Raw genomic sequence first — 26,243 nt, 5'->3', positions numbered from 1 at the left:
TCCGGCAGGATGATCCCCATGCGGGGTGGGAGAGAAGAACTCGCCGGGCTGCTGCGGCGGGCCGGGCTGGAGATCGTCGACGCCCGACCTGGTCGAGCGCCTCAGCCGGGACGGCGATCCCGACGTACGGTACCGGGCCGCCGGTGACCCGCGGCTGTCGGCCGCCGGTGCCGCCCGGCTCCTGGAAGACCCGCACGAGCGCATCCGCCACGCGGCCGCCCTCCATCCCCGCCTGCCGGCCCGCCTCCTGACGGATCTGCTGCGGCGCGACCCGGGAGCGGAGACGGCCGCGCGCAATCCGGCCCTGCCCGTTGAGGTCATGCGCCGGATGGTGGACTCGATGGGTGTTCCGGAGCGGTGAGCGCGGTGGTGCGGCCGGTTCGGCGGGTGGCCGGAAGGGACGCGGGTGCGACGGTTCGGCGGGGGCCGAAACGAGCGGCGTCTAGCGTGGACGTATGACCGCAGAGCCTGCCCCGACGCCCTTCGCCGGGCTCCACCACCGCCCCGGCGAGCCGCTGCTCCTGCCCAACGCCTGGGTCCACGCCTCGGCCGCCGCCCTCGCGGCCCGCGGGTTTCCCGCGATCGGCACGACGAGTCTCGCCGTGGCGGCGGCCGCCGGACTGCCCGACGGCCAGGCCGCGACCCACGAGCACACCCTGCGTCTCGCCCGCACCCTCGGCTCGGAGCCCTACCTGCTCTCCGTCGACGCCGAGGACGGATTCGGTGAGGACCCGGACGACGTGGCCGCGCTGGCCACCGAGTTGTGGGCGGCCGGGGTCGCCGGCATCAACCTGGAGGACGGGCTCGGGCCGGCCGACCGGCACGCCGCGAAGATCGCCGCGGTGAAGGCCGCCGTGCCCGGGCTCTTCGTCAACGCCCGTACGGACACGTACTGGCTGGGCGACGGGGCCGAGAAGGACACCCTGCGGCGCCTCGACGCCTACCAACAAGCGGGTGCCGACGGGGTGTTCGTGCCCGGGCTGACCGATCCGGAGCGGATCGGCACCCTCGTCCGGCACGTCGGCGTCCCGCTCAACGTCCTCTACTCGCCCACCGGGCCCACGGTGTCCCGGCTCGGCGAACTCGGCGTCGGCCGCATCAGCCTCGGCTCGCTGCTCTACCGGCGGGCGCTGGGCGCGGCCCTGGACGCGCTGGCCGACATCGCCGCGGGGCGGGCGCCGGGCGGTACGACGCCCTCCTACGACGAGGTGTGTGCGCTGGAGAGCAGCGTCTCGGTGAGCAGGTCGGCGAACTCGGCGGGGTGATCCAGGGTGCCGAGATGGCCGCCCGGGAACTCCACCACGGGACTGGCGAACCGTTCGGCCATCGACGCGGTGGCCCGGTACAGGAGCTGGCCGCGCGAATCGGCGCCTACCGCGAGGGTGAGGCGGTCCCCGGAAGCGGTGAGGGAAGGGACGTGGGCCGAGAACGGGCGCAGGACATGCGCCAGGAAGACGCCCATCGGGGTAGCCGAGGCGCCGTCGGCGGGCGGCCGGCCGGGACCGTCCAGCCGAGCGATCAGCTCCTCCCGTCGCTCCCGGCCGTCCGGCAGTACCGTCACGCACGGCGGCTCGTGCGCCACCACGTGCGCCAGCCGTCCCGGGTGCCGGGCGAGCAGATCCAGGACCGCGATACCGCCGGAGCTGGTCCCGAACACATGAGCGGACTCGCCCGCGGGCAGCACCGCCTCCAGCACCCGGTGCGCCCCCTCGCTCCAGTCCGCCGGACGCTGGTCCGGCACGGGCAGGCCGAGCCGCCCGTGGGCGAGTCCCAGCGGGTCGTACGTCACCACGGTGAAGCGCTGTGCCAGCCGTTCGGTCAGCGGCTCGAGCCCCATGGGGTGTCCGGCCCCGCCCGGCACGAGCAGCAGGACGGGACCGCTGCCCGTCGCGTCGTAGTACAGCGGCTCAGTCATCGTTCTTCGTCTCCCGGGGCCAGTGCGTCAGGGCCAGGTGCAGGGCTTCGACCGCCTTATCCCAGGACGCCTGGACGCCCCGGTCCGCGCCGAAGCCGCCCGCGGACTCCAGCGCGCAGTACCCGTGGAAGGTGCTGCGCAGCAGGCGTACGGCGTCCGTCAGGTCGGGTTCGCCGAGGCCGTAGCCGCGCAGCATGCCGTAGGTGATCTCGGCGGTGCGGCGCAGGGCCGGGGTGCCGGCGATGAGGGACTGGTCCATGCGGATCTGGGTGGCCGCGTATCTGCCGGGGTGTTCCAGGGCGTAGGCGCGGTAGGCGCCGGCGAAGGCGGCCAGCGCCTCCTTGCCCGCGCGGCCGGCCACGGCCACCGCGATCCGGTCGATCAGTTCGCCGCCCGCGTACAGGGCGAGCCGGGTGCGCAGGTCCGCCAGGCCCCGGACGTGCGAGTACAGGCTCGCGTCCTTCACACCGAAGCGGCGGGCCAGCGCGGACAGGGTGACCTGCTCGAAGCCCGCCTCGTCGGCGAGTTCGGCGGCTGCCGCGACGACACGGTCGGTGCTCAGGCCGGCTCGGGCCATGGGAACCTCCTTCCCGGGGCATTCCTAAGGATCCTAGGTTGGGGACTAGGTATATCAGGAAAGCCCCGGGGGGAGGGTTCGGTGTCAAGGGACCGTGTCGGTCAACCGGCCTCCGTGGAAGCGGCCGTGGAGAAGACGAACGAGAACTCCGCCGGTTCGGCCCGCAGGTGATGGCGGGGCAGCGGGCCGGGGCCGCAGGACTGGGAGCCGATGCCGTGCTGGCCGTGGTCGAGATTCACCCAGACCGTCTCACCGGGCACCAGATCGGTGCGGTGGGCGGCGGCGTCCAGCTGTTCGGTGGTCCAGCGGCGGGCGGTGAGGAAGAACGCGGGGTCACCCTCGACGCGCAGGCCGCCCAGCTCCGCCCAGCGGACGTCGATACGGGCGCCGTTCTCCTGGGGGCGGACATAAGGGGTCTGCAGACGATCCACGGTCGACTGCCAACGGCCGACCGCGGCCGCCGTCCTGGTGTCCGGATACGCCTCGCCCGGGCCGCCGCCGAACCACCGCACACGGTCGGCCGCGGACAGTCCGAAGCGGATGCCGAGCCGGGGCAGCGGCACCGTCCAGTCGCCCTCCGGGCCGACGGACACGGTCAACCGCAGACGATCTCCGTCCGACGTCCAGCGGTACACCGTCGACAGCCCCACCTCCCCGGCGGCCGGTGCCACCCGGGTGCGGACCGTGAGCGCGTCCTCGCCGGGCTCCACCGCGTCCAGGCGGTGGCGCATGCGGTGCAGGCCGAGCTTGCGCCACAGCAGGCCGTAGCGCAGGCCGCTCTGCCAGGCGGCGCCGTCGTCGTTGTCGGTGGTGGCCCGCCACACGTCCAGCCGCAGACCGGAGACGGGCACCTCGCCGACCGCCGTCAGGGCGCCGGTACGGGCGTCGAAGGTGCCCGGTCCGAGCGTGATCACCCCCTCGCCGGGCACCGGCCGGGCGGACGCGGCGACGTACGGCACCCGGGGCGCGGACAGCGGGACCTGGCCCCAGGCCACGACGTGGTCCCTCGGCGCCCAGGGGGTGCCGGCCGCGAGCACCGCCCGGACCGTCCAGTGGGCCTCGCCGGCCGGGGCGCCGGGCGGCGGACCGGGCAGCTTGACGTCGGCCGACTCGCCGGGCGCCAGGGCGGGCACCGACAGGGTGCCGGACTCCAGCGTCTCCCCGTCGACCTGGTACGACCACGAGAACGCCAGCGCCGACAGGTCGGCGAAGTCGTACTTGTTGGTGATCCGGACGGTGCCGTCCGTGCGGTCGGCACCGATGGCGACGGGTTCGATCACCTTCTTGTACTCGATGAGGCCGGGGGAGGGCCGCCGGTCCGGGAAGAGCAGGCCGTCGCAGACGAAGTTGCCGTCATGCAGCTCCTCGCCGAAGTCGCCGCCGTAGGCGTAGCCCAGTTCCGGATGGGCGATACCGTGGTCGATCCATTCCCAGACGAATCCGCCCTGCAACCGGTCGTGCGTCTCGAACAGCCGCTGGTAGTCGGCGAGTCCGCCGGGGCCGTTGCCCATGGCGTGCCCGTACTCGCAGAGGATGAAGGGCAGCCGGCGGCGCTTGTGGGGTCCGCCGTCCAGGCCCCGGCCGATCCGTTCCACCTCGGCGTGGTCGGCGTACATCCGCGAGTAGACGTCCGTGTCACGGCAGGTGGTATCCCCCTCGTAGTGGACCGGCCGGGAGGCGTCGCGGCCGTGGATCCAGTCCGCCATGGCGGTCAGGCCACGGCCGGTGCCCGCCTCGTTGCCGAGGGACCAGATGACGACCGAGGGGTGGTTCTTGTCCCGCTCGACCATGCGGACCGCACGGTCGAGCAGGGCCGGGGTCCAGCGGTCGCCGTCGACGGGGTTGTCCCGCCAGCCCTGCTCGGTGAAGCCGTGCGTCTCCAGGTCGCACTCGTCGACGACCCAGAGGCCGTACTCGTCGCACAGGTCGAGGAAGGCCGGATGCGGCGGGTAGTGGGAGGTGCGGACGGCGTTGATGTTGTGCCGCTTCATCAGCAGCACGTCCTCGCGCATGGTCCCGAGGTCCAGCGCGCGGCCCTTCTCCGGGTGCCACTCGTGCCGGTTGACGCCCTTGAAGAGCACGGCCCTGCCGTTGATCTTGATCAGGCCGTCCGACAGCTCCACCGTACGGAAACCGATGCGCAGCGGCACCCGCTCGCCCTCGGTGGCCAGCACCCCGTCGTACAGTCTCGGCGTCTCCGCTGACCACGGCTCGACCGGCACCGTCACCGGCTCGCCGGTCGCCACGTCGATGCCCAGGTCCGGGACGGTGACCCGGCCGTCCACGTCGGAGTCGACGCGCAGCGTGCCGGTGCCGGCGACGTGGTCGTAGGAGGCGTGCACGAAGAAGTCCAGGGCGCCGCCGGCCGGGCGGTGCAGCAGGGTGACGTCACGGAAGATGCCCGGCAGCCACCACTGGTCCTGGTCCTCCAGGTAGGAGCCGGCCGACCACTGGTGGACCCGGACCGCCAGCACATTGCCCTCGGGCTTCAGCAGATGGCCGACCGCGAACTCGTGCGGCAGCCGCGAGCCCTTGAACTCGCCGAGGTCGGTGCCGTTCAGCCACACCCGGGCACAGGACTCCACCCCGTCGAAGCGCAGCACCGCCCCGCCGTCCGTACGGTCCGGCCAGTCCTCGGGCAGGTCGAAGACGCGCAGGTGGTCACCGGTCGGGTTCTCGGTCGGGACCCGGGGCGGGTCGACCGGGAACGGGTAGAGGTGGTTGGTGTAGACGGGGGAGCCGTGCCCCTGGAGGACCCAGTGGCCGGGGACCGCGACCTCCGCCCAGCCACCGGCGTCGTACCCCTCCTGCGCGAAGGAGTCGTCCTCGGCGTCGGCCGTGTCCGACAGTCTGAAACGCCAGCTGCCGTTCAGTGAGAGGGACTTGGCGTCCGAGGACGCGTACCGGGCGCGGGGCGGCAGGGCCCCGTTGCCCGGCGAGACGTCCTCGACGTATGCGGTGGTGGTGCGGAAGGACATCGGTCTCCTCGCTCAGCCCTTGATGCCGGTCTGTGTGATCCCCTGCACCAGCCAGCGCTGGAGGAAGAGGAACACGAACAGCAGCGGCAGGATGGATATGGCGGTCGCCATGGAGATCAGGTGGTGGTCGACGGTCTGGTTGGTCATGTACGACGACAGCGCGAAGCTGGGGACGAAGGTGACCGCGGCCGGGACCATCGGGGTCACCAGGACCTCGGTGATGTTGCCCCACTGGATGTGGGTGGGGAAGAACTTCCAGTTCTCGCCGGTGATCTCCGGGTCCGTGGACAGGGCGTTGCGGACCTCCCGGTGCCTGGGCGAGACGCCTGGGTGCGAGGGCGCGGGGTGCGGGGCTGAGACACGTGCGTCCCTTCCGTCGTCACGAAGACGGTGCCGTACGGCTCCTCGCGGGGACGGTGCGCCTGGTGGTGCCGGGTCGTGGCCTCTCCTTGTGCGGGGCGCCGGCCTGCAGCGCCCCCTCCAGGGCGAAGGTGGCCGCGCCGAGGGACACCGGGTCGGTGGGGATCGGGGAGAGGACGATCTCGGTGGCGGCCAGCGGCCGGCGCAGCGCGTGCCGGGCGACGGCCTGACGGACCTCGTCGAGCAGCGGCACGCCCAGCCGGGAGGCGACCCAGCTGCTGAGCACGACCACTTCCGGGTTGAGGAGATTGATCAGGTCGGAGATACCGGCGCCGAGGTAACGGGCGGTGTCCCGGACGACCTTGAGCGCGACCGGGTCGCCGGCGGCGACGCCACGCGCCAGCGCGTCGATGGTGGCCGTCTGGTCCTCGGGGTGCAACAGGGGCGAGCACGGGCTGAGTTCGCGCAGGTTCTGCATGATGCCGGGCGCGCCGACGTACGTCTCCACGCAGCCGTGGTTGCCGCAGTGGCACAGTCTGCCGTCGAGCACGAGCGTGGTGTGCCCCCACTCGCCGGCGCTGTTGCTCACCCCGCGGTGCAGTCCGCCGCCGAGGGCCAGCCCGGCGCCGACGCCGGTGCCGAGGTTGACCACCACGGCGTCCCCGCGGCCCCGCGCGGCCCCGAACCACAGCTCCGCCACCACGCAGGCCCGCAGCGGATTGTCCAGGTACAGGGGGTAGGCGATGGGTCCGGCGAGCAGGTCGAGCAACGGCACGTCGTGCCAGGACCAGTTGGGCGCGTACTCGGCGACCCCGGTGTCCCGGTCCACCTGGCCCGGCACGCTCACCCCGACGCCGAGCACCCGGGCCGCCTCGACCCCGGCCTGCGCGACCACCGAGCCGACGGCGGCCGCGACATGCCCGACCACCCGCTCCGGGCGGCTCTCACCGGGCCGCATCTCCTCGTCGGCGCGGGCCAGCACGTTCAGCGCCAGGTCGAACAGCTCGACATGGACGTACGTCTCCGCGATGTCGACACCGATCAGTGCGCCCCCCGACGCGTTGACGGCGACCAGCCCCCGGGGCCTGCCCCCGGCGGAGTCCTCGAAGCCGACCTCGGTGATCATGCGGAGGTCCAGCAGCTCGCCGACCAGCGTGGCGACCGTGGCCAGGCTCAGCCCGGTGGCGGCCGCCAGCTCCTGCCGGGAGGTGGGAGACTCGGCGATGATCTGGCGCAGCACCTCGTAGCGGTTCGCGGTGCGGATGTCACGTGATGTGCGCTTCACGCGGCTGCCCCTCCCGTGCAGGCCGGGCCGGGGCGGCCTCGGCACCGGCGGGGGCGCCAGGCTATGGGCTGGAAGCGGCTTTCGACAAGGGGTTAGGAAAGGGGCTGGAGAAAGCACGCCGCGGGCGCCGGCCGTCAGCCGTCGAGGAGATCCCGGACGAAGGCGTTGGTGAACTTGCCGGCGGGATCCAGGGAGCGGGCCAGGGACCGGAAGCCGCCGAGGCGGCTGTACCGGCGACGGATCACCGCCGACGGGATCTCGAACACCTTTCCCCAGTGCGGGCGCGGGTCGAAGGGATCCAGTGCCTCCTCCAGCCGGCGCACCACCGCAAGCACCGCCGCCTCGTCCCGCACCCAGGTGAAGTGCAGTGCGACCGAATCGCGTCCGTGGGCCGGGCTGAGCCACTGCCGGTCGGCGGCGACCGTCCGCACCTCGCAGATCTGCAGGACACCGGCGACCGTCCGCCGGATACCGTCGATCGCCTCCAGCGCCTCGACGGCCGCCGACCGCGGCAACAGGTACTCCGACTGGATCTCCTCCCCGCTGCTCGGCGTGAACTCCGCCCGGAAGTGCGGCAGCCGTTCATGCCACGGCCCGGGCACGCCCAGCTGCTCGGTGCAGTTGACCGCGGGCATGCCCGGTACCGGATGCACCGGTCCCGTCGCCGGTGCCGCCCACGGGAAGTCCACCGCCGGCTGGTCGGTGCGCCGCTTGACCCATACCTGCCGGAACCCCGGCTCCCGCCAGTCCGTGAACAGGCTCACGCTGTACCCGGCCGCCGCGACGGCGTCGAAGTCCAGCCCCGCCAGCGGCAGTCCGGTGAAGACGTGCTGCTCCACCTCGTACGCGGGCGCCAGGTCGAGGGTGAGCGCGGTGACGACGCCCAGCGCGCCCAGCGAGGTCACGGCGCCGTCGAAACGTGCGTCGTCCCGGGCGATCGTCACCGTCGAGCCGTCCGCGACGACCAGTTCCACCTCCCGGACGGCCGACGCCAGCGGCCCGTTGCCGACGCCCGAGCCGTGCGTGCCGGTGGCCACCGAGCCGGCCACCGAGATGTGCGGCAGCGACGCCAGGTTGGGCAGGGCGAGGCCGTGCGCGTGGACCGCGCGGGCGAGTTCGGCGTAACGGACCCCGCCCGCCACCCGGACCGTGCGCGAGGCCGCGTCGACCTCGATCACCGGTGGCAGATCGGCGGTCGACAGCAGAACGCCGTCCGGGCCGGGGTCGGCGATCCCGTTGAAGGAGTGGCCGCTGCCCAGGACCCGCACCGTCGCGCTGCCGGCCACCAGCGCCCGGAGCGCGTCGAGGGTGCGCGGACGCTGGTGCTCCTTCGCGGTGTAGGTGATGGTGCGAGCCCAATTGCTCACCGTATCCGTCATCTGGCGTCCCTCCCGGGGAGTGCGTGTCCGTTGACCCTCTCATCCGCCGCGACCTACCGTAGAGAGCGGTTGCTGTCCGTGCCTCACCGAGCCGGAAGGTCACGTCCTTGCCCGAGCGCCCTCCGGCACTGTTCGCCATGACAGCCCTGAACGTCCCGCACGTCTTCCCGCCGCGGCTCCTCGCCCGCCTGCGTGAGTGCGTGGACATCGATCCCACCCTGGTGGCGCACGACTTCACCGAGCCGCGGGTGCGGGAGGCCCTGGCCCGCACCGAGGTCCTGATCACCGGCTGGGGCTGCCCCCGCCTGGACGCGGCCGCCCTGGACGCGGCACCCAGGCTGCGCGCCGTGCTGCACGCGGCCGGCTCGGTCAAGGGATTCACCACCCCCGAGGTGTGGCAGCGCGGCATCGTCGTCTCCTCGGCCGCCGCCGCCAACGCCCTGCCCGTGGCCGAGTACACGCTCGCCATGATCCTGCTCGCCGGCAAGGACGTCTTCGCCCTCCGCGACCGGCTGCGCAGCCGCCGCGACTTCCCCTACGGCGACATCGTCCCCGGCATCGGCAACTACGGCCGCCGCGTCGGCGTCGTCGGCGCCTCCCGCATCGGCCGCCGGCTGATCGAACTGCTCCGCCCGTACGACCTCACCGTCACGCTCGCCGACCCGTACGTCGACGCCTCCGAGGCCGCGCGGCTCGGTGTGCCGCTGCTGGAGCTGGACGAGTTGCTGCGCACCTGCGACATCCTCACGCTGCACGCCCCGCAGACCCCCGAGACCCGGCACCTCATCGGCGCCCGCGAACTCGCCCTGATGCCCAGCGGATCGGTGCTCGTCAACACCGCGCGCGGTGCCCTCGTCGACCACGAGGCGCTGACCGAGGAGCTGCGCGCCGGACGCCTCAGCGCCGTCCTGGACGTCACCGACCCGGAACCGCTGCCCGCCGACTCCCCGCTGTTCGACCTGCCCAACGCGTTCGTCACCCCGCACCTGGCCGGCTCCCAGGGCAACGAGGTGGCCCGCCTCGGCCGCACGGTGGTCGAGGAGGCCGAGCGGCTGTCGTCCGGCGACGATCTTCTGCACACCGTCGACCACGCGGGGCTGGAACGGACGGCGTGACACAGCGAGGACCGGCGACCCCCTGTGGCTGACGGTATCGATACCGCCGAACCCGTCCTGGACGGCCTGCGCCGGCTCACCGAGCACTCCGCGCCGGGGCAGTGGTCGTACGCCCGGCGCCCGAACCGCAAGGAGCCGGCCGCCACCACCCTCCTCGCCCCCTGACCCGGACCTGGGGCGCGCCGGTGCCGGACCCGGCGCTGGACGCCGGAACCGCCGTACCGGAACACATCGCGCGTCGTGCGGGGACCCGGCACGGCTGAGCGGGAGGCGGGGGCATACGGTGAGAGGCGAACGCCTGAGCCGGGAGGAGACATACGGATGGGCAGTCGCACCGCGCTGGTCGAGGATCTGATGGAGCGGTTCCCGCATGTGCCGCGGGAGGCCGTTGTCAAGGAGGACCTGCTCCGGGGTGGTGTCGCTTTCGACCCATCCGCGCTCAGTGACAACGAGAGCGGCGAGGTCAAGCCGAAGTCGTACTTCATCTTCTCGTTCGACCACGGCACCCTGCCCGAGCTGGGCGAGGCCGCGCTGCGCCGGCCGCCGGAGGAGATCATCCTCACGGGCGGCCCGTACGATCTGCGCCGTACGGTGGTCTCCGTACGGGTGAACCCCGCCTCGCCGTACCGGGTCGCCGCCGATGACGAGGGGCTGCTCGGGCTCTACCTCGACGGCAGGCGCATCGCCGACGTCGGTGTGCCGCCGATGCCCGAGTACTACCGGCACACTCTCTCCAACGGGAAGTCCGTGATGGAGGTCGCCCCCACCATCCAGTGGGGTTATCTGATCTACCTGACCGTCTTCCGGGTCTGCCAGTACTTCGGCGCCAAGGAGGAGTGCCAGTACTGCGACATCAACCACAACTGGCGCCAGCACAAGGCGGCCGGACGGCCGTACACGGGTGTGAAGGACGTCGAGGAGGTCCTCGAGGCCCTCGAGATCATCGACCGGTACGACACCCAGAAGGCGTCCACCGCCTACACCCTCACCGGCGGTGCGATCACCAAGACGGTCGCGGGCCGGGACGAGGCCGACTTCTACGGCCACTACGCGAAGGCCATCGAGGAGCGCTTCCCGGGCCGCTGGATCGGCAAGGTGGTGGCGCAGGCGCTGCCGAAGGCGGATGTGCAGCGGTTCAAGGACTACGGCGTGCAGATCTACCACCCCAACTTCGAGGTGTGGGACCGGCGGCTGTTCGAGCTGTACTGCCCGGGCAAGGAGCGGTACGTCGGCCGTGACGAGTGGCACAAGCGGATCCTGGACTCGGCCGAGATCTTCGGTGCGCGCAATGTGATCCCCAACTTCGTGGCGGGCGTGGAGATGGCCGAGCCGTTCGGCTTCACCACCGTGGACGAGGCCATCGCCTCCACCACCGAGGGCCTGCGGTTCTTCATGTCGCACGGCATCACGCCCCGCTTCACCACCTGGTGCCCGGAGCCCACCACCCCGCTCGGCAAGGCCAATCCGCAGGGCGCGCCGCTGGAGTACCACATCCGGCTGCTGGAGGCCTACCGGGCCACGATGGACGACTTCGGGCTGTCCTCGCCCCCCGGCTACGGTCTGCCCGGGCCCGGCCGCGCGGTCTTCTCCGTCAGCTCCTTCATGGACAGTCTGCCCGCGGACGAACCGGTGGACGAACCGGCGGTGGCACCGGCCGAGGCGTGATCCCGGGCAAGGGGCCGGCGGGGCGGTGAGCCGAACGGCGCCGGCATCCGTACCAGGAGACGGAGTCGCGGGCTCATCGCGTGGCGCACCGCTCCGGACACTCTCGGTGACCGGATGTGAACAGGCCGCTTGTCAGTTGTGTCGAGGACGTGAAAGGCTCTGTGCTCTGCCGCGAGGTTCCGTACAACTCCCTTTTCCCTATGGTGAGTTGACCTCGCTCGTGGATGCAGGAGTCCCATGCCCGACCTGCCGACCCCCCAGGACGCCACCGAGGCCGCGCTGTTCTCGGAGGGCTGGGACGCCGTGCTCTCGTACGCGGACCTGTGCACCTCCGGGTCAGTGACGGCCCATCAGCTGGCGACCGAGGCGTTCACCCTCGGCATGCGCGAGGTCCGCGCCGCCGCGAGCACCCATGTGCGCGGCGCCGGCCGCCGCACCGCACGGCTGCCGACGATACCGGCGCTGCTCACCGCCGTACGCGACACCGCGGCCGCCTGGGAGGCCCACGGCCAGGGCCACAGGCTCGACCCCGACCTGCGACTGTGGCTCAACTCCGGCGCGGCGGCCCGCTTTTCGGGGCCCCCGCTGCGGCGCCCGGTCGCCCTGCGCGGGCTGCGGGACATGCAGGAGGCCGACGCCTCGCTGCTGTGGCTGGCCGAGGTGGAAGCGCTGCCCCTGCCCACCGTCGCCCGCCGGCTCGGTCTGGACCCGGCCACCGTCGCCGACGAACTCGACCAGGTCCGCACCCTGTTCCGGGAGCGCTGCCACCGCGCCCATCTGGACACCCCGATGGACGCCCAGTGCCGCAGTTACGTCCGGCTGCTGGACGCGGTCACCCGCTCGCCCGCCACCGACACCCCCGACGACCTCTCCCGGCACCTCGCGACCTGTGTGCAGTGCGCCGAGGCCGCGGCCTGCCTTCGCCTGCACGGCGGCGGACTGCCCGCCGCGCTGGCCGGCGGAGTCATCGGCTGGGGCGGCCTCGCCTACCTGGAGCGACGTCGCCGCGCCGCCGAGGTCCGCCTGGGCGCGGGCCGCCCCGGCGCCACCGCCCCCGACACCGGCGACCCGAAGGAGGACGCGGGCCGGGCCACGGTGCTGCGGCGCGGCCTGCTCGCCGCGGCCGTGCTGCTGTCGGCGCTGGCGCTCGGCGTGTCGCTGATGCCGCCCGGCGGCTCCGCCGACGACACCGCCACCGCCACCGCCCACGACGACCGCCGGCCCGTCGCCGACCCCGACGTCCCCCGCACCACCCGCGCCCCGTCCCCGACCCGCACGCCCACCGCCACCCCCTCCGCGACCGGCGTCCAAGCGGCGCCCCAGCGCAGGAAACCCGACCCCGAACCCCAGGGCACCTCCTCCGCCACCCACCACCCCGCCCGCACCAGCGCCCCCGCCACCACCGAGGCGGCCACCTGCCGGGTCGCCTACGACCTGGTGAGCCAGTGGTCCGACGGTTTCCAGGCCACCGTCACCGTCACCACCGACCGGGCCCTCACCGGCTGGCGGGTCGCCTGGAGCTACCGCGACGGCCAGCAGGTCGGCCAGATTTGGGACGCCACCGTCGACCAGAACGGCCCCCGTGTCACCGCCACCGCCGCCGACTACAACGGGTCCGTCACCGCGCACGGCACCCTGTCCTTCGGCTTCATCGGCGCCTGGCAGAACCAGAACCGGACACCGTACGGCTTCACCCTGAACGGGGCTCCCTGTGCGACGGGGTGAGCCGGCGCAACGGCCACCACGCGGCCGGCCGTAAATGCTTTGACGTACCGCCCCGCCGCAGGGCTACAGTTGGCGAGCACGCCGAGGTGGTGTGCGCACACGCGAGCGAGAACAAGGAGGTGTTGACCGATGGCTGTCACTGTGCTGGGCGCTGCCCTCATCCAGGAACTCCTCAAGTCCACCTCCGTGGCCACCGGCTGATCCGACCGCGCCTTCCGCGCCTGCCCGGGGCCACCCTGTGAAGGGTCTCCCTTGACTTCCACCTCTGCTGTGTTCTCCGCGCTGGCCCCCTACGGCTGGGACGACGCCTGGGCCGACGCGTTCACCCCCCACGCGGCCGAAGGGCTGCTGCCCGGCCGGGTCCTCCGGGTCGACCGCGGCCAGTGCGACGTCGTCACCGCGGGCGGAGTCCTGCGCGCCGACACCGCCTTCGTCACCCCGCACGACCCGATGCGGGTCGTGTGCACCGGCGACTGGGTCGCCGTCGAACCCGACGGCAACCCCCGCTATGTGCGCGCGTATCTGCCGCGCCGCACCGCCTTCGTGCGCTCCACCTCCTCCAAGCGGTCCGACGGGCAGATCCTCGCCGCCAACGTCGACCACGCCGTTGTCGCCGTGTCCCTCGCCGTGGACCTCGACCTCGGCCGCGTCGAACGCTTCCTCGCCCTCGCCTGGGAGTCCGGCGCGCAGCCCGTCGTCGTCCTCACCAAGGCCGACCTCGTGCCGGACCCCGCCACCCTGGCCCATCTCGTCCAGGACGTGGAGACGAGCGCGCCCGGCGTGCCCGTCCTCACCGTCAGCGCCCTGCACGGCGACGGACTCGACACCCTCCTCGCGATCGTCGGCTCCGGTACGACCGTGCTGCTCGGCCAGTCCGGCGCGGGCAAGTCCACCCTGGCCAACGTCCTGGTCGGCGAGGACGTCATGGACGTCAAGGCCGCGCGGGACGTCGACGGCAAGGGACGGCACACCACCACCACCCGCAACCTGCTCGCCCTGCCCAGCGGCGGCGTGCTCATCGACACCCCCGGACTGCGGGGCGTCGGTCTCTTCGACGCCGAGACCGGCGTCGGGGCGGTCTTCGCCGAGATCGAGGAACTGGCCGCGACCTGCCGCTTCCACGACTGCGCCCACGAGACCGAGCCGGGCTGCGCGGTGCGCTCCGCCGTCGAGAGCGGGCAGCTTCCGGTACGGCGGCTGGAGAGCTACCGCAAGCTGATGCGGGAGAACCAGTGGATCGTGGCCAAGACGGACGCCAGGGTCCGTGCGGAGCTTCGGCGGGACTGGAAGCGCAAGGGAGCCGAGGGCAGGGCGGCGATGGAGGCGAAGAGGGGGCGCTGGAGCTGAATGCCCCGCGCTGATGCGGGCGTCTGGGGGCGACAGCCGCCCCCAGGCTCCCGCACCCTGCAGAATCCGACGGTCTGACACGGCTTCCGCGTCAAGAATCGCCGGATGCGTCGCGATGCACGAATCATTGCCGTCATACAGGAGTCGCCCGCGTACCGCGCCGAGGCGTCACCGTTCCAGCCGCGCCGATGCCGCTGCCCAGGCATTCGAGGCGAAGGGGCCAAGTGAGGCTCGCTGAGGCATCCGCGAAGCCAACGGTCACAGCCGCTGTTGCTCTCCGGTCGGCGCATCTCAGGTCGACGTCCGATTTCCGCTGGCCCGGTCCCGCCCCGGCGGCCCACACTGGAACACGTGATGGACGAGGACAGCAGGTACGAGGCGGTGCGCAGCCGCGACGGGCGGTTCGACGGGGCGTTCTTCTTCGCCGTCGAGACCACCGGGATCTACTGCCGGCCGAGCTGCCCGGCGGTGACGCCCAAGCGGCACAACGTGCGGTTCTTCCCGACGGCCGCCGCCGCGCAGGGCTCCGGCTTCCGGGCCTGCCGCCGGTGCCGGCCGGACGCCGTGCCGGGCTCGGCGGAGTGGAACGTCCGCGCGGACGTCGTCGGCCGGGCCATGCGCCTGATCGGCGACGGCGTCGTGGACCGCGAGGGTGTCGCCGGGCTCGCCGCGCGGCTCGGCTACAGCGCCCGGCAGGTGCAGCGGCAGCTCACCGCCGAGCTGGGCGCCGGGCCCGTGGCGCTCGCCCGGGCCCAGCGGGCGCACACCGCGCGGATGCTGCTGCAGACCACCGACCTGCCGGTCACCGAGATCGCGTTCGCGTCCGGGTTCGCCAGCGTGCGGCAGTTCAACGACACCGTCCGGGAGGTGTACGACGCGACGCCGACCGAGGTGCGCGCCGCCGCCCCCCGGAGCCGGGACGTCCGCCGGGAGACCCCGGGCGCGGGCATCCCGCTGCGACTGGCGTACCGGGGCCCGTACCAGGCGGCCGCCGTCTTCGACCAGCTGGCGCGGGAGGCGGTGCCGGGCGTCGAGGAGGTGTCCGGCACCCCGGGCGGCCGTACCTACCGGCGCACCCTGCGGCTGCCGTACGGCACCGCGCTCGTCGCCGTCGCGGAGCGCACCCGGGCACCGAAGGCGGGTGGCGGCACCCGTCCGGGCGGCTGGCTGGACGCGCGGCTGCACCTCACCGACCCCAGGGACCTCACCACCGCGGTGCAGCGGCTGCGGCGCCTGTTCGACCTCGACGCCGACCCGTACGCCGTCGACGAGCGGCTCGGCACCGACCCACGGCTCGCCCCGCTGGTCGCCGCCCGGCCCGGGCTGCGCTCGCCCGGCGCCGTCGATCCGCTGGAACCCGCCGCACGCGCGCTGATCGGCGCCCAGGACGCCGGGGAACTGGTGCGCCGCTACGGCAAGTCGCTCGACGCGCCCTGCGGCAGCCTCACCCACCTCTTCCCCGAGCCGGCCGCCGTCGCCGAGGCCGAGCCCGACGGCCCGCTGGGCGCGCTCGCCACCGCCCTCGCCGACGGCACGGTCCGGCTGGATCCGGGCGCCGACCGGGACGACGCCCAGGAGGCGCTGCTCGCCCTGCCCGGCATGGACCCGGCCACCGTCGCCACCGTCCGCGTTCGTGCCCTCGGCGATCCGGACGTGGCCCCGCCCGGGGCGGCGGTACCCGACGCGTGGCGGCCGTGGCGGTCGTACGCCGTCCAGCATCTGCGGGCGGCGGGGGAGTCGATCCGATGACGACGGTGTACTTCACCCACCTGGACGCCCCGGTCGGGCCGCTGCTGCTCACCGCCGACGCGGACGGGGCGCTCACCTCGGTGTCCGTGCCCGGGCAGAAGGGCGGGCGGGCCGTCCAGGACGACTGGCGGGCCGACCCGGCCCCGTTCCGTGCGGCCGGCGAGCAGTTCACCGCCTACTTCGCCGGAGAACTCAAGGAGTTCCGGCTGCCCTTGCGTGCCGACGGCACCGAATTCCGGCAGCGGGTGTGGGCCGCGCTGGACGAGGTGCCGTACGGCGCCACCGCCACCTACGGCGAGATCGCCGCGCGTATCGGCGTACCTCGCGCGGCCGTTCGCGCCGTCGGCGGGGCCATCGGCGCCAACCCCCTGCTGATCGTGCGGCCCTGCCATCGGGTCATCGGCGCGGGCGGGGCGATGACCGGTTACGCGGGCGGACTCGAACGCAAGGTCTGGCTGCTGACCCTGGAGGGCGCGCTCACCGGCCGCTAGGGCGAGAGGCCCTAGGCTCTGCCGTCGAACTCCTCGCTCCTGTGCGCTCCCAAGTCGCCCAGAATCGTGAGTGGTTCGGCCTCGCCGCGGATGTGGACGCCGCGCACCCGCCAGGGCCGTACGCTCGCGATGTCCTGCACGACCAGGGTCCCCTGCGGAGGGTGCCGGAGGTTGCGCCACTTCTTCGAGGCGCCCGTGGAGCAGCCGCCGATCGGAATCGTGCCGTCGCCCCGGAGGAAGAAGCCGAGACGGCTGAATCCGGACATGACGGCAGCCGGGCACGCCGGTTCGCCGCGCACACCGGCTCTCCGTCCCATCCCGCGGGTTGCGCCGAGTGGGTGGACCGGCGCCGACGCTACGGCGGCGCGGCCCGCCCGTGTGGCACGGTCGCCTCCGACGAGCCACGGGGAAGGACGGGCGCACACATGGCCGAGGTCGGACGGGCCCTCGTGGTACTGCTGCTGGCGATGCTGCCGGGCACGACGGCGGCGACGGCCGTCGACGAGCCGGCGTCCTCGCACTGGACGGGCAGTTGGGAGACCGCGCCGTCGGGAACCGCGGCCGCACTGCCCGGCGCCGCCGTCCGCAACATCGTCCACCTCAGCGTCGGCGGCACCGCCGTACGCGTCCGGCTCGGCAACCGGCTCGGCACCGCGCCCCTGCACCTCGGCGCGGTCACCGTCGCCCTCCGCCGGGCGGCCGGCCCGGACGCCGTGCCCGGCACCCTGCGCGCCCTCACCTTCCACGGCGCCCCCGACGTCACCGTCCCACCGGGCCAGGACACGGTGTCCGACCCGGTGCCGCTGCCCGTGCCGGCCGCCGCCGACCTCCTGGTCACCGTGTACACACCCGGCGGCAGCGGGCCCGCCACCTACCACGGGACCGCCCTGCAGACCAGCTACGTGGCCCTTTCCGGCGCCGGACGGGCCGCCGACGAGGACGGCACCGCGTACACGAAGAAGATCAGCCGCTGGTACTACGTCACCGGCGTCGACGTCCGGGGGCGCGCCCGCGGCAGCGTCGTCGCGTTCGGCGACTCCCTCACCGACGGCACCGGTTCCACCCCCGACGCCAACCACCGCTGGCCCGACCGGCTCGCCGAGCGTCTGCGCGCGTACCGGCTGGGCGTGCTCAACGCCGGGATCGCCGGCAACCGTCTGCTGCGCGACGGCACCGGGCCCAGCGCCCTCGCCCGCCTGGACGCCGACGCCCTGGACCGGTCCGGGGTGCGCGCCCTGGTCGTCTTCGAGGGCATCAATGACATCAAGGGCACCCCGGAGGCGAACGACGCCGCCGCGTACGCCGACGCGTACCGCGCCCTCGTCGCCCGCGCCCACGCCCGCGGCATCGCGGTCGTCGGCGTCACCCTCACCCCGTATCGCGGCTATCCCGCCTACACGGACACCGGCGAGGCCGTACGGCAGCGGGTGAACGCCCTCATCCGCGCCGGCGGCTTCGACGCGGTGGCCGACGCCGACGCCGCCGTACGCGACCCGGCCGACCCCACCCGCATCCTCCCGGGCTACGACCCCGGCGACCACCTGCACTTCAACGACGCGGGCATGACGGCGGTCGCCGACACCGTGCGCCAGGCCCTGGCACAGAGATCGTGGGCGTCCTTCACCGGCCCGGGCAGATGAGCGTCGGCCACCGTGCCCGTCCCGGCGTCGGTGGGCTTCGCCGGTCACGCCACGGCACCGCCCCGGCCACGCCACCGCGACCCACGGACACGCGAACAGTTCCGCCGGCACGCCGGCACCACACCGCCCGCATCGCCGTGCGCAGCCCGCCCACGGCCTGGGCATGCCCGCCGAGCCGCAGCCGCTCGTGCAGGTGGGTCCGGCCATGGGGGAGTCGGCCCACGGCGGACCGGGGGGAAGCCGGCCGGCCCGGAGCAAGGGGGCCGGCCCGGCGAGGGGTCAGCGGGCGGGCGGCGCGGAGCGGGTGCGCGGGCAGCCGGTCGCGGGACCCGTACGCCGGCCGGGCACACCGGCGTTCAGCGGGATTCGTCCCGGGCCACCCAGCCCCGCTCATAGGCGTGCCAGCCCAGCCGCAGCCGGGTCGTCACCCCGGCCAGCTCCATCAGCCGCTTCACCCGGCGCTGCACGGTCCGCAGGCCCAGTTCGAGCTGTTTGGCCACGCTCGCGCCGGTCAGCCCGGCCAGCAGCAGCGACAGCCATCGCCGTACCGGCGGTGACTCTGCCAAGGTGGCAGGGCCGCAGGACGCGCGGCCGTGCTCACGGCTCACAGCCGCGTTCCAGGAAACCAAGCCATGATCCGGCCATCCGACCGGCGCCGGGCCGTTTCAGACGTCGCCGGGCGGTTCTCCCGTGGGGGGTGGGGCCGCGCGGCGGCCATCAACCGCTCCTCGCACGGCTGTTCACCCCTTCACTCGACACGCCGTTCGAGGTGACCGGTGCGCCGGATTTTCCCGATGCTCCGTTTTCAGACGGCCCGTGCGGTGGACAATCAGGGGCATGAGCCAGCAGGGGGGAAGGCCCGCCCGTCATGAGGACGACTGGTGGGGGCAGCTGTACGACGACTCCGCCGCGGACACGGGTCCGGGGGCCGCGCCGGATTCCCTGGACGACCGCTTCGCCTCGGCGAGGAGCACGGTGTCCGGGCGCCCGGGTGAGGAGGCGCCGGGGCGCGGTACGGGGACCGGCGGGCAGAACGCCGACAGCTACGACGACGGACCGCACGATGCCGGCGGTGACAGCCGACACGACGACGGCGGTGACAGCCGACACGACGACGACGGCGCTGACGGCCGACACGACGACGGCGCTGACGGCGGCCGTGACGGGAGAAGACCGGGGCCCCGGGAACCGGCGGTCCCCGCGCAACGCACCGCGCCGGCTCAGCCCCCCGCTCCGTCAGCCGGCCGCCCGGCGCCCGCCGCCCCCGCCCATCCGCCGGAGGTCCCGGCCCCCGCGCAGCCACCGGAGGCCACCGAGGGTCCCGCACACGGGGAGTCCGTCGTGCCCGGCGAGCCCTCCCCGCGAGAGTCCGCCGCCTCCTCCCGCTCCCCGGAGCCACCTGCCGTCTCCATCGACTACGTGGGCTCCGGACCCCCCACCTACGACCCCGAGCCCACCGCGCTCCCGGCCTCCGATCCGGACGGGCTCGGCGAGCTGGTCGCCGACACCGTGCTGGACGGCGCCCGGTACGGGGCCTGCACCCTGAGGGCGGTGTCGCTGCGCGGGGACTCCGCGCGGTACCGGGGCGAGCCACGCCGGGACTCGCTGCTCACCGCTCGGTTCGGCACCGGGGATCAGGCGCTCCTCCTCGTCGCGATGGCGACCGGCGCGCGGGCGACCCCGGGCGCGCACCTGGCGGCGGCCGAGGCGTGCCGGTCGATCGGGCGGGCCGTGGGCCGCAGCCATCAGCGGCTGGTGGAGGATCTCCGGGCGGCCCGGCGCGGCGACCTCAAGTCCGGCCTGAACCGGCTGACCGACCGCAGCCTCGGCAGGCTCCGGGAGAGCGCCGCGGACCAGGGCGTCGACCCGCAGGAGTACACGGCGAGCCTGCGCTGTCTGCTGCTGCCCGCCGACCCGGACTGCCGGACGCGCGTGTTCTTCGGCGTCGGTGACGGCGGCCTGTTCCGGCTGCGGGACGGCCAGTGGCAGGACATCGAACCGGGCGTGACACCCGCGGAGACCACCGGCGCGCCCGTCGTCGGCTTCGGCTCACCACCGGCGGAGACCCCCGAGGGCGACCGGCTCACCCTGGACCTCGGCATCCCGGCACCGCCGAGCCCCTACGAACCGGCCCCGAAGCCGCCCCGCGAACCGTTCCGCTTCCGGGCCTCGGTAGCCCGCCCGGGTGATGCGCTGGTGATGTGCACAGCGGGCCTGGCCGACCCGCTGCGCGGGGAGCCCGCCCTCTGCGCCTACCTGGCCCGCCGCTGGTCCGGCCGGGCCGCACCCGGCCTCGCCGCGTTCCTCGCCGACGCCCAGGTACGGGTGAAGGGCTACGCCGACGACCGCACGGCGGCGGCCGTTTGGGAGGCATAACCGCTGTCCCTGTGAATTCATGGAACCCGAGACCGCCGGAAGGACTCGAAAAGACCTGAGGGGCAGACGAGAGACCATGGCCAAACAGAGCGTAGCCGAGCAGTTCGTCGACATCCTGGTCCGCGCCGGGGTGCGCCGGCTGTACGGCGTCGTCGGCGACAGCCTCAATCCGGTCGTGGACGCCGTCCGCCGCAACGCCGCGATCGACTGGATCCACGTGCGCCACGAGGAGACCGCCGCCTTCGCGGCCGGCGCCGAGGCCCAGATCACCGGGAAGCTCGCCGCCTGCGCCGGCTCCTGCGGTCCCGGCAATCTGCACCTCATCAACGGCCTCTACGACGCCCACCGTTCCATGGCCCCGGTGCTGGCCCTCGCCTCGCACATCCCCTCCAGCGAGATCGGCCTCGGCTACTTCCAGGAGACCCACCCGGACCGGCTCTTCCAGGAGTGCAGCCACTACTGCGAGCTGATCTCCAGCCCGAAGCAGATGCCGCGGCTGCTGCAGACCGCCATTCAGCACGCGGTCGGGCGGAGCGGTGTGAGCGTGGTGTCCCTGCCCGGCGACATCGCGGGCGAGCCCGCCCCGGACAAGGCCCCGCAGAGCGCCCTGGTCACCTCCCGGCCCACCGTCCGGCCCGGCGACGCCGAGATCGACCGGCTCGCGGAGATGATCGACGCGGCCGGCAAGATCACCCTGTTCTGCGGCAGCGGCACGGCCGGCGCCCACGCGGAGGTCATGGAGTTCGCGGAAAAGATCAAGTCACCCGTGGGGCACGCGCTGCGCGGCAAGGAATTCATCCAGTACGACAACAAATTCGACGTCGGCATGAGTGGACTCCTCGGCTACGGCGCCGCCTACGAGGCCACCCACGAGTGCGATCTGCTGCTCCTGCTCGGCACCGACTTCCCGTACAACGCCTTCCTGCCGGACGATGTGCAGATCGCGCAGGTCGACGTGCGGCCCGAGGTGCTGGGGCGGCGCTCCCGCCTCGACCTGGCCGTCTGGGGCGACGTGCGCGAGACGCTACGCTGTCTGATCCCGCGGGTCAGGGAGAAGACCAACCGGCGCTTCCTCGACAAGATGCTGAAGAAGCACGCCGACGCGCTGGAGGGCGTGGTCAAGGCCTACACGCGGAAGGTCGACAAGCAGGTCCCGATCCATCCCGAATACGTGGCCGCCGTCCTGGACGAAGTAGCCGACGACGACGCGGTGTTCACGGTGGACACCGGGATGTGCAATGTGTGGGCCGCCCGGTACGTCTCGCCCAACGGCCGCCGCCGGATCATCGGTTCCTTCTCGCACGGCTCGATGGCGAACGCGCTCCCCATGGCGATCGGCGCCCAGTTCACCGACCGGCGCCGGCAGGTCGTCTCCATGTCCGGCGACGGTGGATTCTCCATGCTGATGGGCGACTTCCTGACGCTGGTGCAGTACGACCTGCCGGTGAAGGTCGTCCTGTTCAACAACTCCTCGCTCGGCATGGTCGAGTTGGAGATGCTGGTCGCCGGACTGCCCTCGTACGGCACCGCCAACGCAAACCCCGACTTCGCCGCCGTCGCCCGCGCCTGCGGCGCCCACGGGGTGCGGGTCGAGAAGCCCAAGCAGCTCGCCGGGGCCCTCAAGGACGCCTTCAAGCACAAGGGTCCGGCGCTGGTGGACATCGTCACCGACCCCAACGCGCTGTCCATCCCGCCGAAGATCAGCGCCGAGATGGTCACCGGGTTCGCGCTGTCCGCCTCCAAGATCGTGCTGGACGGCGGTGTCGGCCGCATGCTCCAGATGGCCCGCTCCAACCTCCGCAACGTGCCGCGCCCGTAGGACGGCCCCGATGCGCACCCGCCGTCAGGGGAGCGGATTTCGGCCAGTTTCACGAGGCGTGACGGTATGCCGATCACCCGTGCCGGACGCAGCTGCACTGCCTTCACGAGGCGTCAGTGGCGCCCAGCGGTGGTCACGGAACCCGCGGTACGGGGGGCCATGGGCTACAGGACCGGCTGTGCCGGCTTGCCACCGTGGCCGAACCGCCGGTCATCGGGCATGCGCCATGACTGCCTGTGAGCGTGCTGGGCAAGCATCCCCCGTGAACGTGTTCGACCAGGAGGGGCAGGGACCGGCGGCGTGCGGGCGGGGGTCATGAAGAGGCAGGCGCGAGGAGGCGGTCCCGTGGTCATCGGGGCCTCCTCGGCGAACGCGGGGGAAGAGACCGACACCATCACGGAACACGCGCACCGGCTCCGGCGCAGACTGGGCCGGGCTGATCTCAGGGCGGTGCCGGAGGCCCGCAGGGAGTTGCGCGAACTGTTGCGGCACTGGGGCAAGCCGGGCCGCTCGGAGATAGCCGAACTGCTCACCAGCGAACTGGTCACCAACGCGCTCGTCCACACCGACGACGACGCCGTCCTGACGGCGATCGTGGAACCTGGCGCGCTGCGGGTGGAGGTACGGGACTTCGTGGGCCGCAGACCCGAGCCGAACGTCCCGGACTGCGACGACGACACCCACGGACGCGGCCTGATGCTGGTGCAGTCCCTCGCGGACGCCTGGGGCGTACGGCCGCACGGGGTGGGCAAGTCGGTGTGGTTCGAACTCGGCGCCGAGGCGGCCTGAGCGCAGCCGGACGGCCGGCAACGGTACGGCCGGCGGACGGCGCGGTGCCGGAGCGGGGTGAGCCGTGGAAACGGGAACGGGGCGGGGACGTGACCCGCGTGGTCACGCCCCGCCCCGTGCTGTCCGGTCGTCGTCCCGTCGTCCCGTCGTCCCGCGGTCTCGTCGTCCCGCGGTCCCGTCGTCCCGCGGTCTCGGGGTCACCGGACGGTCAGCCGAACTGCTGCTCCAGGTCCTTCAGCTTGCGCTCCAGGGAGTCCAGACGCGGCAGGGCCATCGTGTCGTCCTCCGCGGTGAGGTCGACGGTCACCGGTTCAGACCCGCCGCGGACCGGCTGCAGGGAGGGCCGAGGGCGTACGGGCAGTTGCTCCGCGGTCGATATGGCAGGCTCCGCGGTGGCCGGTGCGGGCCCACGCTCGACCGCCTGCACCTCGACCTGCCGGCCCGCCCGGCCGACGAAGCCGCGGTGGCCCCGGCTGATGGCCTTCAGCTGGGCGCGCTCCACGCGCTGCTGGTCCCGCCGCCGCTGCCGCGTCTGGTCCTTCTGCCGCTTGTCCTCCCGGACCTCCTCGACCGCCTCGTCCAGACTGCGCACGCCCTCCAGGAGCATCAGCGACCAGGCGCCGTACGTCTCGCGGGGGGCCCGCAGCCAGCGCACGATGCGGATCTGCGGCAGCGGGCGCGGCACCAGGCCCTGCTCGCGCAGCGCGGCCCGGCGGGTCTGCTTCAGCGCCCGGTCGAACAGGACGGCCGCCGACAGCGACATGCCGGAGAAGAACTGGGGGGCGCCGTCGTGACCGGCGCCCCGGGGCGCGTGCACCCAGTTGAACCAGGCCGCCGCCGCGGCGAACATCCATACGAGTATCCGGGAGCCGAGGGCCGCGTCACCGTGGCTGGCCTCGCGCACCGCCAGGACGGAGCAGAACATCGCCGCACCGTCCAGACCGAACGGCACGAGGTACTGCCAGCCGTCGGTCAGCCCGAGGTTCTGCTCGCCGAAGCCGACCAGGCCGTGGAAGGACAGGGCTGCCGCCACCGCCGCACAGCAGAACAGAAGCACGTAGGAGGCGGTGCCGTAGATGGCCTCCTTGCGCCTGCGGCGCTCCTCGCTGCGCTCCCAGGAGTCGTCCGCGCTCGCGCTCTCCCCGGAGGAGCGCTTGCCGCGCGCGAGCACCGCCACCGCCGTCAGCATGCCCAGGAGCAGTACGGCGCCCGGAAGCAGCCAGTTCAGCGATATGTCGGTCAGTCTCATAGGGGTCCCTTGCATTGGGATAGGGCGTGTAACGCCCGCCATAGTGGCCCACTCCCGACGGCCCTCAGGGGGTTTCGGGGCAAGAGGCCGCCAATAAGGTGCAAGGGGATGCCCAGGGCGACTTTCTGCTCGAACTGCCGCGTGAGGGGCGGGAGTTGAGTTCGAATAAGACTACCCGTACGGGTGGTTCCTCGGAAAGTTCCTGCGGCGGGTGAGGAAGTTGTGAACAACTGCCCGGGGTACTGTCCGCGGGCGGGTGGTCCGATCCCGGCGATCTTAGTGGACGCGGCGCCGTGCTCCGGCCCTGACGGTGCCTCAAGGAGCAACGTCAGTCAAGGGCTTGGCGATCCGGTCGGGGTCGCAGGTGGCGCGGGTGTCCTCGGGGCGCACGGTGTAGAGCATGCAGCAGTTGGCCCGGTCCCGGGTGGGCGGCGGCTCGCCGTCCTGACCGGTCGGCACCGGGAATGCTGCGGAGCCGACGTACCGCCCGGCCACGCCGCCGCATCCGGTCGTATGAGACGTGCGTCACGGGCAGCCGGGGCGCCCGGCTGTGCAGGAACTCCAGCTGATCACGGGCGGGCATTACAGGTAAGCCTGACCTTACCCAGGCTTGGTGGAGTTTGACCTGCCGCTCGGTACGCCTAAGGTGCTTGACGAACAAGTGACAACCCGTCGTTAATGACCCCAAGTGCCGACAAGCCGCCAGGAGGACCCGTGAAGCAGGGCGTGCAGGGTTTCTCCGGGACGGGGATACCGAGGAGCGGGGCGCCTGCGCCGGGCGTGGCCCGGGTGCCGGCGCGGCAGTGGGCCGTGGACACCCCGGACGGGATCCGTGAGCGGGACACCGCGCCGCATGCTGTGCGGGGCGAGCACACACACGGCGAGCGGCCCGTTCCCGGGCCGCGGGCCGCGGTGCGGCGGTCCTCGGTGCGCGGGCAGATCCTGGACGCGCTGCGCACGGCGCTGGTGGCCGGCGAGCTGAAGCCGGGCGAGGTGTACTCGGCGCCGGTCCTGGGTGAGCGCTTCGGTGTCTCGGCCACACCTGTCCGGGAGGCCATGCAGCAGCTCGCGCTGGAGGGCGCCGTCGAGGTCGTGCCCAACCGCGGCTTCCGGGTGATCGAGCGAGGTGTGCGGGAGCTGGCCGAGCTGGCGGAGGTGCGGGCGCTCATCGAAGTGCCGGTGATGCTGCGGCTCGCCCGGACCGTGCCGGCCGAGCGGTGGGCCGAGCTGCGTCCGCTCGCGGAGGACACGGTGCGCGCGGCTGCCTCCGGCTGTCCGGCCGGCTACGCGGAGTCCGACCGCGCCTTCCACGGGGCGCTGCTGTCCCTGTCGGGCAACGAGCAGCTGGTCCGCATCGCCGAGGACCTGCACCGGCGCTCGCAGTGGCCGTTGGTCGGGGGGCCGGTACGGCACGGACGGGCCGATCTGGTCGCGGACGCGGCGGAGCACGTGGCGTTGCTGGAGGCGTTGATCGCCCGTGACGTGGACGTGGTGCGGGAACTGGTGGCCGACCACTTCACCGGAGCGAGCTGAGACGCGGCACCTTCTGACCGTAGGGCCGATCGCGCGGTTCCCCGCGCCCTTTGAGCACCGCCTGCACCGCCGGCCACACCAGAACCCGCACGCAGACCGCCGGCTACTGCAGCTCCTCAGGGGGCGCGGGCACGGTGCGACCAGCCCAAGCCGCGAAGGGGCCGTACGCAGACCGACGGCGCCTGCAGCTCCCCAGGGGCGCGGGGAACTGCGCGACCGGCCCCGGCGGACCCGCAGCCGCCGGACGGCCT

Annotated in this window: 22 protein-coding genes and 2 pseudogenes; 14 read left to right on the top strand and 10 right to left on the bottom strand. The window is 73.2% G+C overall.

What is annotated here, in order from left to right; all coding sequences use genetic code 11:
* Positions 1 to 25 precede the first annotated feature (25 nt).
* The gene (locus AC07C1_RS04110; RefSeq protein WP_478936773.1) at positions 26 to 361 is read left to right on the top strand and encodes a HEAT repeat domain-containing protein; all 336 of its coding nucleotides are present in this window, start codon (positions 26 to 28) and stop codon (positions 359 to 361) included.
* A 94-nt stretch (positions 362 to 455) separates the two neighbouring features.
* A complete protein-coding gene (locus tag AC07C1_RS04105; RefSeq protein WP_478936772.1) occupies positions 456 to 1,265 on the top strand; it encodes an isocitrate lyase/PEP mutase family protein in 810 nt (269 codons plus the stop codon).
* Here AC07C1_RS04105 and AC07C1_RS04100 read toward each other — a convergent pair.
* The 6 genes and pseudogenes from AC07C1_RS04100 to AC07C1_RS04075 form a co-directional block, all read right to left on the bottom strand.
* Positions 1,199 to 1,915, bottom strand: a complete 717-nt coding sequence (locus AC07C1_RS04100; protein WP_478936771.1) for an alpha/beta fold hydrolase — start codon at positions 1,913 to 1,915, stop codon at positions 1,199 to 1,201. The two genes, AC07C1_RS04105 and AC07C1_RS04100, sit on opposite strands and share 67 nt — an antisense overlap.
* Positions 1,908 to 2,492 (bottom strand): TetR-like C-terminal domain-containing protein, encoded by a 585-nt coding sequence (locus tag AC07C1_RS04095; RefSeq protein WP_478936770.1) that lies wholly within the window; start codon positions 2,490 to 2,492, stop codon positions 1,908 to 1,910. Before AC07C1_RS04095 ends, AC07C1_RS04100 begins: the two co-directional genes overlap by 8 nt.
* Positions 2,493 to 2,593: 101 nt before the next feature.
* Complete coding sequence (locus tag AC07C1_RS04090; protein WP_478936769.1) at positions 2,594 to 5,470, bottom strand: glycoside hydrolase family 2 TIM barrel-domain containing protein; 2,877 nt, start codon at positions 5,468 to 5,470, stop codon at positions 2,594 to 2,596.
* Positions 5,471 to 5,482: 12 nt separating this feature from the next.
* Positions 5,483 to 5,635 (bottom strand): annotated as a pseudogene (locus AC07C1_RS04085) (carbohydrate ABC transporter permease); the annotation flags it as partial.
* A 214-nt stretch (positions 5,636 to 5,849) separates the two neighbouring features.
* On the bottom strand, positions 5,850 to 7,115 hold the full coding sequence (locus AC07C1_RS04080; RefSeq protein ID WP_478936768.1) for an ROK family transcriptional regulator: 1,266 nt from the start codon (positions 7,113 to 7,115) through the stop codon (positions 5,850 to 5,852).
* Positions 7,116 to 7,249: 134 nt separating this feature from the next.
* The gene (locus AC07C1_RS04075; RefSeq protein WP_478936767.1) at positions 7,250 to 8,494 is read right to left on the bottom strand and encodes an FAD-binding protein; all 1,245 of its coding nucleotides are present in this window, start codon (positions 8,492 to 8,494) and stop codon (positions 7,250 to 7,252) included.
* A 107-nt stretch (positions 8,495 to 8,601) separates the two neighbouring features.
* On the opposite strand from AC07C1_RS04075, the gene AC07C1_RS04070 reads away from it, so the two are divergent.
* The 7 genes from AC07C1_RS04070 (at position 8,602) to AC07C1_RS04040 (ending at position 16,586) form a co-directional block, all read left to right on the top strand.
* Positions 8,602 to 9,609, top strand: a complete 1,008-nt coding sequence (locus AC07C1_RS04070) for a hydroxyacid dehydrogenase (RefSeq protein WP_478936766.1) — start codon at positions 8,602 to 8,604, stop codon at positions 9,607 to 9,609.
* 24 nt (positions 9,610 to 9,633) lie between these two features.
* On the top strand, positions 9,634 to 9,774 hold the full coding sequence (locus AC07C1_RS04065) for a hypothetical protein (protein WP_478936765.1): 141 nt from the start codon (positions 9,634 to 9,636) through the stop codon (positions 9,772 to 9,774).
* 156 nt (positions 9,775 to 9,930) lie between these two features.
* Positions 9,931 to 11,274 (top strand): radical SAM protein, encoded by a 1,344-nt coding sequence (locus tag AC07C1_RS04060; RefSeq protein ID WP_478936764.1) that lies wholly within the window; start codon positions 9,931 to 9,933, stop codon positions 11,272 to 11,274.
* A gap of 237 nt (positions 11,275 to 11,511) precedes the next feature.
* Positions 11,512 to 12,999 (top strand): cellulose binding domain-containing protein, encoded by a 1,488-nt coding sequence (locus tag AC07C1_RS04055; protein WP_478936762.1) that lies wholly within the window; start codon positions 11,512 to 11,514, stop codon positions 12,997 to 12,999.
* Between the two features lie 252 nt (positions 13,000 to 13,251).
* Positions 13,252 to 14,346 carry a ribosome small subunit-dependent GTPase A gene (rsgA, locus tag AC07C1_RS04050; RefSeq protein ID WP_478936761.1) on the top strand — a complete coding sequence of 365 codons (1,095 nt, stop codon included), beginning with the start codon at positions 13,252 to 13,254 and terminating at the stop codon, positions 14,344 to 14,346.
* A gap of 354 nt (positions 14,347 to 14,700) precedes the next feature.
* Positions 14,701 to 16,095, top strand: a complete 1,395-nt coding sequence (locus AC07C1_RS04045; RefSeq protein WP_478937221.1) for a DNA-3-methyladenine glycosylase 2 family protein — start codon at positions 14,701 to 14,703, stop codon at positions 16,093 to 16,095.
* Positions 16,092 to 16,586, top strand: coding sequence for a methylated-DNA--[protein]-cysteine S-methyltransferase (locus tag AC07C1_RS04040; RefSeq protein ID WP_478936760.1), 495 nt, complete (start codon positions 16,092 to 16,094; stop codon positions 16,584 to 16,586). The genes AC07C1_RS04045 and AC07C1_RS04040 overlap by 4 nt, the downstream gene beginning before the upstream one ends.
* Positions 16,587 to 16,597: 11 nt before the next feature.
* Here the strand turns inward: AC07C1_RS04040 and AC07C1_RS04035 are convergent, their stop codons facing one another.
* A complete protein-coding gene (locus tag AC07C1_RS04035) occupies positions 16,598 to 16,852 on the bottom strand; it encodes a PNPOx family protein (RefSeq protein ID WP_478936759.1) in 255 nt (84 codons plus the stop codon).
* Positions 16,853 to 17,011: 159 nt separating this feature from the next.
* Between AC07C1_RS04035 and AC07C1_RS04030 the strand changes: the two genes are divergently transcribed.
* Positions 17,012 to 18,226 (top strand): GDSL-type esterase/lipase family protein, encoded by a 1,215-nt coding sequence (locus AC07C1_RS04030; RefSeq protein WP_478936758.1) that lies wholly within the window; start codon positions 17,012 to 17,014, stop codon positions 18,224 to 18,226.
* Positions 18,227 to 18,582: 356 nt separating this feature from the next.
* Here the strand turns inward: AC07C1_RS04030 and AC07C1_RS04025 are convergent.
* Positions 18,583 to 18,762: pseudogene (locus AC07C1_RS04025) on the bottom strand (helix-turn-helix domain-containing protein); the annotation flags it as partial.
* Between the two features lie 301 nt (positions 18,763 to 19,063).
* On the opposite strand from AC07C1_RS04025, the gene AC07C1_RS04020 reads away from it, so the two are divergent.
* The 3 genes from AC07C1_RS04020 to AC07C1_RS04010 all read left to right on the top strand — a co-directional run bounded on the left by AC07C1_RS04020 (position 19,064) and on the right by AC07C1_RS04010 (position 23,210).
* Positions 19,064 to 20,602, top strand: coding sequence for a protein phosphatase 2C domain-containing protein (locus tag AC07C1_RS04020; protein WP_478936757.1), 1,539 nt, complete (start codon positions 19,064 to 19,066; stop codon positions 20,600 to 20,602).
* Positions 20,603 to 20,678: 76 nt separating this feature from the next.
* Complete coding sequence (locus AC07C1_RS04015) at positions 20,679 to 22,421, top strand: pyruvate dehydrogenase (RefSeq protein ID WP_478936756.1); 1,743 nt, start codon at positions 20,679 to 20,681, stop codon at positions 22,419 to 22,421.
* A gap of 345 nt (positions 22,422 to 22,766) precedes the next feature.
* Positions 22,767 to 23,210 (top strand): ATP-binding protein, encoded by a 444-nt coding sequence (locus tag AC07C1_RS04010; RefSeq protein WP_478936755.1) that lies wholly within the window; start codon positions 22,767 to 22,769, stop codon positions 23,208 to 23,210.
* A 208-nt stretch (positions 23,211 to 23,418) separates the two neighbouring features.
* Here the strand turns inward: AC07C1_RS04010 and AC07C1_RS04005 are convergent, their stop codons facing one another.
* Together AC07C1_RS04005 and AC07C1_RS04000 are read right to left on the bottom strand one after the other, a co-directional pair.
* The gene (locus tag AC07C1_RS04005; RefSeq protein WP_478936754.1) at positions 23,419 to 24,459 is read right to left on the bottom strand and encodes a DUF2637 domain-containing protein; all 1,041 of its coding nucleotides are present in this window, start codon (positions 24,457 to 24,459) and stop codon (positions 23,419 to 23,421) included.
* A 315-nt stretch (positions 24,460 to 24,774) separates the two neighbouring features.
* Positions 24,775 to 24,918, bottom strand: a complete 144-nt coding sequence (locus AC07C1_RS04000) for a hypothetical protein (protein ID WP_478936753.1) — start codon at positions 24,916 to 24,918, stop codon at positions 24,775 to 24,777.
* A 255-nt stretch (positions 24,919 to 25,173) separates the two neighbouring features.
* Here AC07C1_RS04000 and AC07C1_RS03995 point away from each other — a divergent pair, with 255 nt between their 5' ends.
* Positions 25,174 to 25,992 carry a GntR family transcriptional regulator gene (locus AC07C1_RS03995; protein ID WP_478936751.1) on the top strand — a complete coding sequence of 273 codons (819 nt, stop codon included), beginning with the start codon at positions 25,174 to 25,176 and terminating at the stop codon, positions 25,990 to 25,992.
* Positions 25,993 to 26,243 lie beyond the last annotated feature (251 nt).

This window comes from Streptomyces sp. NPDC045022, from assembly GCF_056432605.1.
This window is presented reverse-complemented; position numbering and strand designations above follow the sequence as displayed.